General features: G+C 60.9%; 10 protein-coding genes and 8 tRNA genes. 2 read left to right on the forward strand and 16 right to left on the reverse strand.

The window, feature by feature from the left end:
• Positions 1-102 precede the first annotated feature (102 nt).
• The 13 genes from ACQ4W0_RS14150 to ACQ4W0_RS14210 all read right to left on the reverse strand — a co-directional run bounded on the left by ACQ4W0_RS14150 (position 103) and on the right by ACQ4W0_RS14210 (position 7,688).
• Positions 103-678, reverse strand: coding sequence for an elongation factor P (locus tag ACQ4W0_RS14150; RefSeq protein ID WP_100876390.1), 576 nt, complete (start codon positions 676-678; stop codon positions 103-105).
• A 135-nt stretch (positions 679-813) separates the two neighbouring features.
• Positions 814-1,983 (reverse strand): elongation factor P maturation arginine rhamnosyltransferase EarP, encoded by a 1,170-nt coding sequence (gene earP / locus ACQ4W0_RS14155; RefSeq protein WP_436577290.1) that lies wholly within the window; start codon positions 1,981-1,983, stop codon positions 814-816.
• Positions 1,984-2,085: 102 nt separating this feature from the next.
• Positions 2,086-2,161 (reverse strand) — tRNA-Glu (locus ACQ4W0_RS14160).
• A gap of 56 nt (positions 2,162-2,217) precedes the next feature.
• Positions 2,218-2,293 (reverse strand) — tRNA-Glu (locus ACQ4W0_RS14165).
• A 120-nt stretch (positions 2,294-2,413) separates the two neighbouring features.
• Positions 2,414-2,489: transfer RNA gene (locus ACQ4W0_RS14170), tRNA-Glu, on the reverse strand.
• Between the two features lie 185 nt (positions 2,490-2,674).
• Positions 2,675-3,769, reverse strand: a complete 1,095-nt coding sequence (locus tag ACQ4W0_RS14175; protein ID WP_436577291.1) for a DUF5694 domain-containing protein — start codon at positions 3,767-3,769, stop codon at positions 2,675-2,677.
• Positions 3,770-4,517: 748 nt separating this feature from the next.
• A tRNA-Ala gene (locus ACQ4W0_RS14180) sits at positions 4,518-4,593 on the reverse strand.
• A gap of 50 nt (positions 4,594-4,643) precedes the next feature.
• Positions 4,644-4,719 (reverse strand) — tRNA-Glu (locus ACQ4W0_RS14185).
• A 29-nt stretch (positions 4,720-4,748) separates the two neighbouring features.
• Positions 4,749-4,824 (reverse strand) — tRNA-Ala (locus tag ACQ4W0_RS14190).
• A gap of 134 nt (positions 4,825-4,958) precedes the next feature.
• A tRNA-Glu gene (locus ACQ4W0_RS14195) sits at positions 4,959-5,034 on the reverse strand.
• Positions 5,035-5,101: 67 nt separating this feature from the next.
• Positions 5,102-5,177, reverse strand: a tRNA-Ala gene (locus ACQ4W0_RS14200).
• 124 nt (positions 5,178-5,301) lie between these two features.
• Positions 5,302-6,708, reverse strand: coding sequence for a glutamate--tRNA ligase (gene gltX / locus ACQ4W0_RS14205; protein ID WP_436577292.1), 1,407 nt, complete (start codon positions 6,706-6,708; stop codon positions 5,302-5,304).
• Between the two features lie 68 nt (positions 6,709-6,776).
• A complete protein-coding gene (locus ACQ4W0_RS14210) occupies positions 6,777-7,688 on the reverse strand; it encodes a LysR family transcriptional regulator (protein ID WP_436577293.1) in 912 nt (303 codons plus the stop codon).
• Between the two features lie 101 nt (positions 7,689-7,789).
• Between ACQ4W0_RS14210 and lysA the strand changes: the two genes are divergently transcribed.
• Together lysA and ACQ4W0_RS14220 are read left to right on the forward strand one after the other, a co-directional pair.
• Positions 7,790-9,028 (forward strand): diaminopimelate decarboxylase, encoded by a 1,239-nt coding sequence (gene lysA / locus ACQ4W0_RS14215; protein WP_436577294.1) that lies wholly within the window; start codon positions 7,790-7,792, stop codon positions 9,026-9,028.
• A gap of 62 nt (positions 9,029-9,090) precedes the next feature.
• Entirely contained in the window at positions 9,091-10,653 is a 1,563-nt protein-coding gene (locus tag ACQ4W0_RS14220) for a phospholipase D family protein (protein WP_436577295.1), read from the forward strand.
• Between the two features lie 5 nt (positions 10,654-10,658).
• On the opposite strand, the gene ACQ4W0_RS14225 is transcribed toward ACQ4W0_RS14220, so the two are convergent.
• The 3 genes from ACQ4W0_RS14225 to apbC form a co-directional block, all read right to left on the reverse strand.
• Positions 10,659-12,347, reverse strand: coding sequence for an alkaline phosphatase family protein (locus ACQ4W0_RS14225; RefSeq protein WP_436577296.1), 1,689 nt, complete (start codon positions 12,345-12,347; stop codon positions 10,659-10,661).
• A gap of 139 nt (positions 12,348-12,486) precedes the next feature.
• On the reverse strand, positions 12,487-12,894 hold the full coding sequence (locus ACQ4W0_RS14230; protein WP_436577297.1) for a DUF4399 domain-containing protein: 408 nt from the start codon (positions 12,892-12,894) through the stop codon (positions 12,487-12,489).
• Between the two features lie 135 nt (positions 12,895-13,029).
• On the reverse strand, positions 13,030-14,118 hold the full coding sequence (gene apbC, locus ACQ4W0_RS14235) for an iron-sulfur cluster carrier protein ApbC (RefSeq protein WP_436577298.1): 1,089 nt from the start codon (positions 14,116-14,118) through the stop codon (positions 13,030-13,032).
• Positions 14,119-14,162: the final 44 nt, after the last annotated feature.

Raw genomic sequence — 14,162 nt, forward strand, 5'->3', positions numbered from 1 at the left:
AAAAAAACGCCGCCCGAAGGCAGCGTTTCTTGATGGTCAAGCACTGGGGCAAGCCAGGCCGGCGTTTGCCGGGCCCTGCGAGCAGCGCAGCGTGACGATCTATCAGTTGCGTACGACACGCTTGTATTCGTTGGTACGGGTGTCGATTTCGATGACGTCGTCTTGTGCCACGAACAGCGGCACTTGCACGATGTGGCGGTGCGCGTCGATGGCGTTTTCGATCTTGGCTTCTTTCAGGACGTTGCCCGAAGTGTTGCCCTTGACTGCAGGCTCCGAGTACACCACTTGACGGGCGATGGTCGTAGGCAGTTCAACGGAGATGGCTTTGCCGTCGTAGAAAATGGCTTCGCATTCCATGCCATCCTTCAGGTAATGCAGTGCATCGCCCAGGTTTTCTTCTTCGATTTCATACTGGTTGTACTCGGTGTCCATGAAGACGAACAGCGGGTCGGCGAAGTACGAATACGTCACTGGTTTTTTATCCAGAACAACAACATCAAACTTGTCGTCGCCGCGGAACACGTTTTCCATCGGGGTGTTCGTCAGAAGATTTTTCATCTTCCATTTGTAGGTGAAGCCCGTGCGGCTCGAACCGTTGACATCAGAACGCAACACGATCATTGGCTTGCTGTCGACCATGATGATATTGCCAACACGAATTTCTTTTGCGGGTTTCATAGGAATGTACGTAAAAAGTGGGTTGCATGAAGACCATCTGCCGCCTGTGCGCCATCAGCGCCGCAAGCTTGCGTTTGATCGGTTAAAAATACGTTAGAAATAACCGGGCATTTTACCTTAATTTTTGGCAAGCGCCTATCTCGTCGCGCCGGCGAATGCCAGCAAGTTACTTGCCAGATCGCCATTGGACTGCATCTGCAGCTGCCAGGCCTGCGCGCGCGCGCTGATGCGCGGCAGATCGGCCTGCAAGGCGGGCCACAACTGCGTCCAGGGCAAGGCGTCCGCGCTGGCGCCATTCCAGGCCAGCGCTGCCTGCACCAGGCTGGCTATCGGCCCATCCGCATCCGCCGCATAGCGCTGCAAGAAGGCGCGCAATTTCACGTGATGCAAGTTTTCATCTTGCAAGTAGATATGCCAGAGAAATGGCCGGCCTGCCCATTGCGCGCGCACGAAGGAATCCTCACCGCGCACGAGATTGACGTCGCAGGCCCACAGCAGGCGGTCGTAATCGTCTTGCGGCACGAAAGGCAGCACGCGCACGGTAAGCGCGCCGCGCGTGTGCACCGCACCAGCCACCGCCGCATCGTCGCCGATAAACGCTTGAACGGCATCGAACGCGACGCCTTCCGGCACCAGGCACGTCACGGGCTCGCTACCCGCCTGCCAAACACCAAACAACTGGGCGACGGGGGCGGACGGGTAGCAGAACAGCGATACTTTCAAAGCAGACATTTCCGCCGCCGTTACGCCGAACTGCTCCAAAAATGCCGCCATGGCACCGGCATCGGCCTGGAACGCCAACCTTTTTTCGTCGAGCGCCGTTTCGCGCAGCAAGCCGCCCGTCTTATGCGTGAAACCGGGGAAGAAGAAATGCTTGATCATGCCATGGCGCGGCGACGTCAATGCATGGCAGCCTTCGACCCACTCTTCCGCCGTCAAGCCTTCCAGGTTCAGCCACACCGGGTGCGGCGCGCACTGCGCCATGGCGGCGATGTAGTCAGGCGGAATGTCGCAGGCAAAAAACTCGATGACGATATCGGCGATATCGGCAGGTGCAAACACGCCCTCCTGGCCGCGCCAGTGGCGCACCGTCACGCCGCTGGCCTGCTGCGTTTCCACTGCCACGTCGATGCCGGGGCAGATGCGCTGAAAACTCAGCAAATCGTCGACCCACAGGGTGACAGCGACACCATGCTCGCCGCTCAACTGCCGCGCCAGGCGCCAGCAAATGCCGATATCGCCGTAGTTGTCGACGACTTTGCAGAAGATAGCCAGAGATGGTGCACGATCGCTAGGTAATGGCATGAGCAGGCAAAAAAATGAAGGGGGAAGCGTTGGCATGCCGGCAAATAACAAAAAAGCCGCGCTGTTACCAGGCGGCTTTTTTGTTGGCTGATTCAGCCGGTCTGGCGTCCCCAAGGGGATTCGAACCCCTGTACTCACCGTGAAAGGGTGATGTCCTAGGCCTCTAGACGATGGGGACAGAAAATCTGTCCTGGATGCGCTACCCTGCATCCCGACCTTTTTACTACGCGAATCTGGCGTCCCCAAGGGGATTCGAACCCCTGTACTCACCGTGAAAGGGTGATGTCCTAGGCCTCTAGACGATGGGGACAGAAATCTGTCCTGAATGCACTACTTCGCATCCTGACCCGGTACTGCAGCAATCGCAGAAACAAAAAAAGCCTGACTTGTCAGGCCCGTTCAGCGCTGCACTTACTTTACAACTGAATCCTGGCGTCCCCAAGGGGATTCGAACCCCTGTACTCACCGTGAAAGGGTGATGTCCTAGGCCTCTAGACGATGGGGACCTGTGCTGGCTTTACTCTCAGCAAACTCTTCGTTGAAGGCCTTGCTTAGCCCCTCAAAAAAGCGTGCGCGAAGTTTAACACGAAGCGATTCACGAAATCAACTGCTGGCCTCTTATTTTCCTTCTTATTGCACTTCCCGCTCCCATGGGAACGCGATGATAATAGAAAGGCAAGCAAACGGGCGATCAGTTTTCCTGGTGCAGGATAACGTCCGTGCCAACGATGCGCACGTCATGCATCTGGTTCAAATAGGCTTCCAGGTAAGCCTTGTGCGACGCCCCCACCACCACCAGGACGCGCATGCCGGGTCGCGCCATCATGACTTCGCGGATATTCGATGCCATGCGCAAATTGCGCGCTCCCCAATAGGCCACGTAATTGCGGCCGAAATGCTGTGGCGACGACTCCTCCAGCGCCGCGCCGAAATCGCTGCGAAAGACTAGCTCGGCCCGCCCAGGCTCGTTATAGGCACGGTACATGGCCAGCACGCCTGCCGGCGTCGCCAATGCCGCTTCCAGCGCTGCACTGATACGCTTGCGCTGCGCCGTATGCGGGTTATCCCACGCCTTCATGATCGCCTCGCCGGAAGCCTTTTCGTCCTGCGCATTGTCGGCGGGCGCGTCCGCTGTATGGTCGTCCATGGCATACACCTTCTCGTGCCCGCTCTTCGCCGCCACCACGGCTGCGATCAGCACATCCTCGCCGCGCCGCTGCAACCGGTCATTGAGCATGTCCACCAGCTTTACATCAAGCCCGTCGCCCGCCCGTCGCTCCGCCTCCGGCAGGCGCAGCCATTGCACCAGCGCGGATGCCCGCTCGCCGCCAGCCAGGAACAGCGACGCCAGGGTGCGCCGCTGCGCGGCGGATGGCGCCGCCGGCCAAGCGGCCAGCAAGCGCTGCGCCTGCACGGTGGCCGCCACCACATCCAGGCCCGTCGCCGCTTGCGCGGCAGCGGGGTCCCAACAATAAGACTTGATCGTGTCCACATAGCGCTGCGGGTAGCTGCGCAGGTACGCACATTGCAGACCGGACAAGGCCTCGATGGCAATGGCTTGCGGCTTCCAGCCCAGCAAGCGGGCGTTCAAGGTACTCAGATGCGCGGGATCAAACGACTTCGGCAACTGCGACAGGTGCGGCGTGCCCAGCACCATCACCTCATTGAGACGCCCCGATTGCAACTTGTAGGCAGCAGGATCGAAGGGAGTGACGGGTGCCGCAGCAGCGAAAGCCAGAGCGGGAACGAAAGCAGCAAACAAAATGCTGGCAAATAAGCGGGACATTCCACCTCCGGAGTTAAGCAATTCCATGAAAACTGACAGGCGCAAAAACTGCCGCATGCGCAAACCTGACCATCGGCAGCTTCAACGCCAGAAATCTTAAACACCCGGCACTACAATCTCCACCCAAAAGCGATGAATGGTAAAAATGGCATTCCGAAACGCAAATGATGCGGACATGCCGCGCGCAAGCAACAAGGAAAGCAGAAAGTAATGACGAGAAAAAAGCCGCTCAAGGCGACTTTAATTATCATGTGAATTCTGCGCTATTGGTGGAGGTTGGCGGAAGCTAAGCGCTGACCTCTTGCATGCCATGCAAGCGCGCTAACAGCTTAGCCACATTCCCTCGAGGGGTATGGAGGAAAGTGTCGCGGAAATAAAAAAAGCCGCTCAAGGCGACTTTGATTTATTCACTACCTGTTTCTGCGCTATTGGTGGAGGTTGGCGGGAGCTAAGCGCTGACCTCTTGCATGCCATGCAAGCGCGCTAACAGCTTAGCCATATTCCCCCGAGGGGTATGGCGGAAAGTGTCGCGGAAATAAAAAAAGCCGCTCAAGGCGACTTTGATTTATTCACTACCTGTTTCTGCGCTATTGGTGGAGGTTGGCGGGAGCTAACCGCTGACCTCTTGCATGCCATACAAGCGCGCTAACAGCTTAGCCATATTCCCCCGAGCGAAGAAATCGCTGACGCAAATAAAAAAAGCCGCTCAAGGCGACTTTGATTTATTCACTACCTGTTTCTGCGCTATTGGTGGAGGTAAGCGGGATCGAACCGCTGACCTCTTGCATGCCATGCAAGCGCTCTCCCAGCTGAGCTATACCCCCCGGGCGCAGAAACACTGCTACTTCTTTACAACCACAACACCAGACTAAACTGGCGTCCCCAAGGGGATTCGAACCCCTGTACTCACCGTGAAAGGGTGATGTCCTAGGCCTCTAGACGATGGGGACCTTGGTACTACATTTTACTTCTGCGCTGTTGGTGGAGGTAAGCGGGATCGAACCGCTGACCTCTTGCATGCCATGCAAGCGCTCTCCCAGCTGAGCTATACCCCCCGGGCGCAGAAATAATAAAAGCCGCACTTGGCGACTTTGTTCCACTACTTGCTTTCCATCCAGATTCCGCTTTTTACGGGCCTGAACTTACAACAATCAGTACAAACAACTGCCACTACTATACCACAACTACCTGGCGTCCCCAAGGGGATTCGAACCCCTGTACTCACCGTGAAAGGGTGATGTCCTAGGCCTCTAGACGATGGGGACCGCGGAACTTCCAAACAACAACTGCACCACTTCAACGACTAACAAAACCTGACTGCGATTTTGCTGCTGGTGGAGGTAAGCGGGATCGAACCGCTGACCTCTTGCATGCCATGCAAGCGCTCTCCCAGCTGAGCTATACCCCCGTTGGTGCAGAAACAAGAGTATAGCAAAGAAGTTTCACTCTGCAAATACCCTTTTTCGTCTATGAGCAACTTTTCATAGGGACGGTTTCCGCACCGTATTTCTACGCGTATTTCATCACGGCGATTACAGCCACTTTGCCAGGCGCGCCAGCACGGTGTCGCGGCCGAAAATCACCACCACCTGATCGATGGCCGGCGTCTGCAACTGGCCCGTCAAAATCAAACGCAAAGGCATGGCCAGCAGCGGCATCTTGATGGTGTTGGCGGCCAGCACTTCCTTGATCATGGCGGCCACGGCTTCCTTGCTCCACTCCACCGTGGCGATACGTTCGGCGAACTGCGCCAGCACGGGCTTGATAGCGTCCGTGATGTGCTGCGCCACCAGTGCCGCTTCCGGCTGCGGCTCACGGAAGAACAGCATCGAGGCGGCAGCCAGTTCGTTGACCGTGTTGGCGCGCTCTTTCATCATGCCCAGCACTTGCGCCAGGTCCGGCGCGCCTTCGAAGACGGCGCCGGCGGCCAGCATTTGCGGGCGCGCCAGGTCCGCCAGGCGGGTATTGTCGGCCTGCTTGATATAGTGGTTATTCAGCCAGGCCAGTTTTTCATTGTTGAACTGGGCCGCCGATTTCGACAGGTGGTTCAGGTTAAACCACTCGCAGAACTGCTCGGTCGAGAACACTTCATCGTCGCCATGGCTCCAGCCCAGGCGCGCCAGGTAGTTCAGCATCGCTTCCGGCAGGAAGCCCTGCGCCGGGTAATCCATCACGCTGACGGCGCCGTGGCGCTTCGACAGCTTCTCGCCGTCCGCACCCAAAATCATCGGCAGGTGACCGTACAGCGGCAGCGGTGCGCCGATGGCGCGCAGGATGTTGATCTGGCGCGGGGTGTTGTTGACATGGTCGTCGCCGCGGATAACGTGCGTGATCTGCATGTCCCAGTCATCGACTGCCACGCAGAAGTTATACGTCGGCGTGCCGTCCGGGCGGGCGATCACCAGGTCGTCCAGTTCGCGGTTGGAAATCGTGATCGTGCCCTTGACCACATCATCCCAGGTCACGTCGCCATCGAGCGGATTCTTGAAGCGCACGACGGGCTTGCGGTCGGCAGGAATGGCCGGCAGGGTCTTGCCCGGCTCCGGGCGCCAGGTGCCGTCGTAGCGCGGCTTTTCGCCGGCGGCGCGCATGCGCTCGCGCATCGCTTCGACTTCTTCCGGCGAGGAATAGCAATGATACGCCGTGCCTTCAGCCAGCATCTGCGCCACGACTTCGCGGTAGCGGTCCATGCGCTGCATCTGGTAGAACGGGCCTTCGTCGTGGTCCAGGCCCAGCCACTTCATGCCTTCGATGATGGCTTGCACGGCTTCCGGCGTGGAACGCTCCACATCCGTGTCTTCGATGCGCAGCACGAAGGTGCCGCCGAAGTGGCGGGCATACGCCCAGCTATATAAAGCGGTGCGGGCACCGCCCAGGTGCAGATAGCCGGTCGGGCTGGGAGCGAAGCGGGTACGGACGGGAGTAGCGGTTGTGGTCATCGAAGTAATCAGGCTTTGAAGTAAAACGCCATTTTACTCTGTTGACCGCCACCGCTCCACAAGCGCCGTCACAGCTGCAGCAAGCGCCTTTTCACCTCGTCCGCCTGCGCATGCAGCGCCTGCTCGAACAGGGCGACCAGTTGCGACAAGGGCCGGTGCAGGGGCTTGACCAGATTCACCGTGAACGGCAAGGACACTGCAAAGCGGCGGATCTGCAAGCCCTGCCCCGCGTAGTCCAGCGCCGTGAGCGGATTGACGATGGCCAGCCCCACGCCTTCGCGCACCATGGCGCACACGGAGGCGGCGCTGTGCGTGTCGAGCGCCATGCGCCGCTCCACTCCGGCCTGCGCGAAGATGGCATCGATCTGCTGGCGGTAGGGGTCGACGGCGGCCAGGCTGATGAAAGGCTGGCCCGCGAAGTCCGCCGGCGCCAGCACGGTTTTGCTTGCGAGCGCATGGCCGTCGGGCAGCACGCACACTTCATCGACGGACATCAAGGTATCGAGCGCGGTGCCAGGCGGCGCATTGCCCACTTCCGTCAGGCCGATGTCGTGGCGCTGCGCCGACAGCCACTCTTCCAGCAGCGGCGACTCCTGCGGCGTGATGCTGATACTCACGTTCGGAAAATCGGCGACGAAGCGCTTGCACGCCTGCGGCAGCAGCGACTGGGAAAATACGGGCAGGCAGGCAATCGACAGCTGCCCCTGGTCGAACTGGCGCAAGGCCGCCGCCGTGCTGACGATGCGTTCCAGGCCGAAATACGCGCGCTGCACTTCCTCGAACAGCTGAAGCGCCTGGGCCGTGGGGCGCAGCCGCCCCCGCTCCCGTTCGAACAGGGTCAAGCCCGTCAAATGCTCGAGGCGCGCCAGCTCGCGGCTGACGGTGGGCTGCGACGTGTGCAGCATGGCGGCAGCGGCCGTCACGCTGCCCGTCGTCATGATGGCGCGAAACACTTCGATATGGCGTAAGGAGATAGTCATGGCCATATCATAAATGAATAAGGTAGGCCTAAATGGATATTTTATATTCGAAGCACAATCAGCCATCATGCGCTATCTCCTCATTTCACCGAAAGCACACGATGCAGCCCGTCACCGACCAGACCCTCGCCCAACTCGCCCAGGAACACGGCACGCCCCTGTGGGTGTATGACGCGGCCACCATCCGCGCGCGCGTGGCGCAGCTGGCGCAGTTCGACACCGTGCGCTTCGCGCAAAAGGCCAATTCGAACATCCATCTGCTCACGCTGATGCGCGAGGCGGGCGTGCACGTGGATGCCGTCTCGCTGGGCGAGATCGAACGCGCCCTGCAGGCAGGCTTTACGCCGGCGCAAACAAACGGCGCCGCCGGCCTGGTGTTCACCTGCGACCTGTTCGACCGCGCCACCCTGGCGCGCGTGGCGGCGGCGAAGATCGAAGTCAATTGCGGCTCCGTCGACATGCTGCGCCAGCTGGGCCCAGTGTCACCCGGCCACCGCGTCTGGCTGCGCATCAATCCCGGGTATGGCCATGGCCACAGCAACAAGACCAATACGGGCGGCGAAAACAGCAAGCACGGCATCTGGCATGAAGAGCTGCCAGAGGCACTGGCCGTCATCCGCGCACATGGACTGCACCTGGTGGGCCTGCACATGCACATCGGCTCGGGCGTCGACTACAGCCACCTGGAAACCGTCTGCGGCACCATGGTCGACCTGGTGAAAAACATGGGCCACGACCTGGAAGCCATTTCCACGGGCGGCGGCCTGTCCGTGCCCTACCGCGAGGGCGAGCAGCCCGTCGACACGGACCACTACTTCCAGCTGTGGGATGCGGCGCGCAAGCAGATCGAGGCGCACCTGGGCCACGCCGTGCACCTGGAAATCGAACCGGGCCGCTTCCTGGTGGCCGACGCGGGCCTGCTGGTGGCCGAAGTACGCGCCACCAAGCAAATGGGCGGCAACCACTTCACCCTGCTCGACACGGGCTTCAATGAACTGATGCGCCCTGCCATGTACGGCAGCTACCATGAAATGTCGGTGATTGCGCATGACGGCCGCGTTCTCGATGTGCAGCGCGCCACCGTGGTCGGCGGTCCCCTGTGCGAATCGGGCGACGTATTTACCCAGCGCGATGGCGGCGTGGTGGAAACCCGCTTGTTGCCCGCAGCGCAGGTGGGCGACTATGTCGTCTTCGAAGGCGCGGGCGCGTATGGCGCGTCGATGTCGTCGAACTACAACAGCCGCCCGCATGCAGCCGAATACCTGGTCGATGGCGATGCTTCACGGCTGATCCGCCGCCGCCAGACGGTGGCCGAGCTGATCGCGCTGGAACAACTCTAAACCGCGCCCGCGTGCGGGCATGCGCATCTGCTAACATCGGGGCAACTCGATGAAAGTGCACCATGTCCGCCACCACCCTTGCCCGCCGCAGCACCAGCTTGCTGCTGCCCCTGCTGCTGTCCGCCATCCTTGCCGGCTGCGCCGCGCTGCCCTCGCTGGACGGACGCAGCACGTCGACCGTCATCGCCGACACAAAGCATACCCAACTGGCTACGGCCATAGCGCCCATGGTGGCGCAGCATCCCGGCGTGTCCGGCATTTACCCGCTGGTCGACGGGCGCGACGCCTTTGCCGCGCGCGCCCTGTTGGCCGCCGCCGCCCAGCGCAGCCTGGACGTGCAGTACTACATCTGGCACAAGGACATCACCGGCACCCTGCTGTTCGACGCTCTGCGCCAGGCGGCTGAACGGGGCGTGCGCGTGCGCCTGCTGCTCGACGATAACAACACGGCGGGCCTGGACCAGACCTTGACCATGCTGGGCAAGCAGCAGAACCTGGAAATCCGCCTGTTCAACCCCTTCGTGCCCCGCGCGCCGCGCGCGCTGGCCTTTGCCATGGATTTTTCGCGCCTCAACCGGCGCATGCACAACAAATCGTTCACGGCCGATAACCAGGCCACCATCGTCGGCGGGCGCAATGTGGGCGATGAATACTTCGGCGCGGCCGGCGACGTGCTGTTTGCCGACCTTGACGTGCTGGCGGTCGGCCCCGTCGTCGACGACGTCTCGCACGAATTCGACCGCTACTGGAACAGCGCCTCGGCCTACCCGGCCAGCTTGCTGCTGACCAGCCCTGTCGACGGCGACGCGGCCACCATCGCCGCCGAGGCGGACCGCATCGACGACACCCAGGCAGCCGAGGAATACGTGCAGGCGCTGCGCACCTCGCCCTTCGTCAAGCAGATGATGGAACGCACCCTGCCCTTCGAATGGGCAAACACGCGCATGGTCAGCGACGACCCGGCCAAGGTACTGGACAAGGCACGGCCAGGCACGGGCGTGGCGGAAAACCTGCAAAACCTGCTGGGCGTGCCGGAAAAGGAAGTGGATCTGGTGTCGCCGTATTTCGTGCCCGGCAAAGCCGGCACGCAGGCCTTTGCCGACCTGGCAAAAAAAGGCGTGGGCGTGCGCATCCTGACGAATGCGCTGGAAGCGACCGACGTGGCGGCCGTGCATGCGGGCTATGCGAAGTGGAGGAAACCGCTGCTGGAAGCGGGCGTGTTGCTGTATGAATCGCGCCGCTCGTGGGAAGCAAACGATGCGCGCGCGCAGCCTGGCCACCTCGGCAGTTCCGCATCGAGCCTGCATGCGAAGACCTTTGCCGTCGATGACCAGCGCATCTTTGTCGGCTCGTTCAATTTCGACCCGCGCTCGATCGCATTGAACACGGAAATGGGCCTGGTCATCGACAGCCCCGCGCTGGCCAGCCAGCTGGGCCTAGCCATGCGCACCACGATCCCGCAGCGCGCCTACCAGGTGCTGCTTGGCGACGACGGCGCGCTGTACTGGATCGCCCGCGACGCCAGCGGCATCACCACGCGCTACGACACGGAACCGGGCACCAGCGTGTGGAAGCGCATGGGAGTGGCGATTCTGTCGGTGCTGCCGATCGACTGGCTGCTGTAACCGACCTAGCGCACCGTTTCCGTCAAAATCCGCCCTTCCGACGCGGACGGCTGGCGTATGCGCAGCAAATGGGCAAGCGTAGGTGCGATGTCGACCACTTCCGCGTACTGGCCATAGGCGCCAGGCTTGATCCAGCGAGGGCCGAAGACCATCAGCGGCACGTTGGTGTCATACGTGTACGGCGTGCCATGCGAGGTGCCGCCAACGCCCTTGCCAAAGTACCAGGCCGGCTTTGTAACTACCATCAGGTCGCCCGATACCTGGCGGTTCCAGGCGCGGCGCATCAAGGTGTCCATGCGCGTGGCGACGGCTCCCGTTTCCATCTGCGTGCGCGTGTAGACCTGCGCCAGGCCATCTTGCTCCAGCAGGAAGCGGGCCGCCGCGTCTTCCAGGGCGGCGCGATTGACGCCGCTCTTTTCCGCCAGCGCGTAATCGAGGTAGATATTCGGCAGCGACGACGTCGTCACCAGCTTGTCGATGCCCAGGGTCGTGGCCAGGTGTTGGTTCAGGCTTGCGACCAGCTTGTCGCCGTCGATGCGCTTGGCGGAAAAACCGCCGCGCGCTTCCGTAAATTCCGGTACGTTGGCAAAGCCATGGTCGGCCGTCAGCACCACCAGCACGTTGTCCATGCCGACTTTTTTATCCAGGTCGGCAAAGAAGCCGGCCAGCATGCGGTCCAGGCGCTGCAGGTGGTCGTGCGACATCTTGCTTTCCGGGCCGTAGGCGTGGTTCACATAGTCGTGCGCGGACAGGCTCACGCCCAGGATGTCGGGCACGCCGGCGGGGTTGCGGCCCAGGTTTTCGCCATCGATGGCGGCGCGCGCGAATTCCAGCGTCAATTCATCGAGGAAGGGACCGGACTTCAAACGGCTGTAGTACTCGCCATCGAGCTTGCCGCTGTCGCTGTAGTAGGCAAACGGGAAGGTGTTGCGCGTGCCAGGCTTGGCCGGCACCAGATCATCACGGGCGTCGCGCGCATAGGCAGAATCGGCCAGCAGCGGCGTCCAGCTCTTGCCGTAATAACGGTCCTGCGGCCTGGCCGCCTGGTAACGCTGCACCCATTGCGGATGCTGCTGCATATAGTAGGTGCTGCTGGCGAAATTGCCCGTCTTTTCCATGTACATATAGGCCGTGCCCGTTTTCCCCGCCAGCAGGATGGCGCCCCGGTCCTTGCCCGACACCGTGACAACCTTGGCCTTGTCGCCCGTAGAATAGCGCAACTCGTCGCCCAGGGTGCTCACGCGCAGCTTGGTCGGCGCCGTGCCGTCGTCCGGTTTCGTTTCTTCGCCGATGTAATGGAAATTGCCATCCTCGGTGCAGTACACGGATTTTTTCGTCACGGGATCGATCCAGTTATTGCCGATCACGCCATGCTGGTACGGATAAGCGCCCGACAGCACGGCCGAGTGGCCGATGGCCGTGACCGTGATGCCATGTGCCTGGTGCGCGTCGCTGAACCACGCGCCCTGTTCCAGCAGGCGGCGGAAACCGCCCTGGCCAAACTGGTCGCGGTAGCGCGTCACCTGCTCTTGCGGCAAGCCGTCCACCACCAGCACCACCACCAGCTTCGGCTGCGCCGCAGTGGCAGAAGCCGCAGGAAGTGCCTTGGCCGCATGCGCCTGGCACGCCGCCACGCTGGCCACCAGCAGCAACGCCTGCGCCAGTTGCCGGGAAAGGGAGAAATTCTTGCTCATATGCACTCATCCAAAGTTAGGCCACCGGGCAGCATACGCAAACTATATGACGCAATGATGACAAGAAGCGCGGCCATGAAAAAGGCCGGGCACCTTCGCTGGAACCCGGCCTGATGCCGACATGAATCAATATGCGCGATTACTTGACCGTCACCTTGATGCTTTTACTCAACTCCGGCCCATAAGACTGGTGCGCGCCGTTGGCGAACTGCATGGTGAGCGTGTACTGGCCCGGCGGCAAGGTGAGGTCCGTTTCCGTCTGGCCTTTGCCGAAATGCAAATGTTTGTCATCCATGGGTATCATTTCGCCCGCTTTCATCGGCCCCATATTGATGAGCAGATGATGGTGGCCCGTCTTCGCCGTCATGTCGCCGGCTGGCTTGATGTCCATGCCGCTGACGGCAAACTTGACCTTGAACGGGCTGCTGACGGTGGCGCCGTCAGCCGGCTCCACGAACGAGACGGATTGGGCGAAAGCGCTGGCGGCCAGCAGGCTGCCAACAATCACGGCTGCGGCTTGGCGCAGGAATACGGTGGTCAATTGCATGATGTCTCCTCTTGTTTAATAACAACACGGACTGCATGAAACCATCCCCTGCCGACACTGGCGCAGGATTATTAAGCCATGAAGGGCCGGGGTCGAACCCTGAGGGTTCGACCCCAGTCTCTGCCTTGGGTTAAATCAATCGTTCTTGATGACGATCGACGGGAACTTGCTCGTCATATCCTTCGCCTTTTCCGCCACTTTAATCGCGATGGTGCGGGCGATCTGCTTGTAGATGACGGCGACGGGGCCATCCGACTCGGCCACGACGGTGGGCGTGCCGGAATCGGTCTGCTGGCGAATCGCCATGGTCAGCGGCAAGGCGCCAAGGAATTCCACGCCAAAGTCGGCGCACATCTTCGCGCCGCCGCCCGCGCCGAAGATTTCTTCCGCATGGCCGCAGTTCGAGCAGATGTGCGTGCTCATGTTTTCCACCACGCCGAGGATCGGGATGCCGACCTTCTCGAACATTTTGAGGCCCTTGCGCGCGTCCAGCAGCGCGATGTCCTGCGGCGTGGTGACAATCACGGCGCCCGTGACAGGGACTTTCTGCGACAGGGTCAATTGAATGTCGCCCGTGCCTGGCGGCATGTCGACGATCAGGTAGTCGAGGTCGCGCCAGTTGGTCTGGTCCAGCAACTGCTGCAACGCTTGCGTAACCATGGGGCCGCGCCACACCATCGGTTCGTCCGGATCGATCATGAAGCCGATCGACGACACTTGCAGGCCGTGGTTTTCCATCGGCTCCATGCTTTTGCCGTCCAGGGTCTTCGGCTGGCCGCTGATGCCCAGCATCATCGGCTGCGACGGGCCATAGATGTCGGCATCCAACATGCCGACGGTGGCGCCTTCGGCGGCCAGGGCCAGGGCCAGGTTGACGGCCGTGGTCGATTTGCCCACGCCACCCTTGCCGGAAGCCACCGCAATGATGTTTTTCACGTTGCTCATCGGCTTCAAGCCGCGCTGCACCGTGTGCGAAATGATTTTCGACGAGACGCCCACGCTGACATTGCCCACGCCCGGCAGCACGCGCAGGGCGGCCAGCACGGATTTGCGGATCAGGTCGATCTGGCTTTTGGCGGGGTAGCCCAGCTCGATGTCGAGCGAAATATCATTGCCGTCGACTGTCAGATTCTTGACGGTTTTGCTGGAAACGAAATCTTTATGTGTATTTGGATCAATAACCTGGGCCAGCGCGGCCTTGACGTCTTCTACTGTGATGCTCATGTAAATCTCCGTGTGTACTACATATGTGCAATACGCGCAGTCTA

It is taken from the genome of Janthinobacterium breve (genome assembly GCF_051380895.1).
Lineage (GTDB): Bacteria > Pseudomonadota > Gammaproteobacteria > Burkholderiales > Burkholderiaceae_D > Janthinobacterium.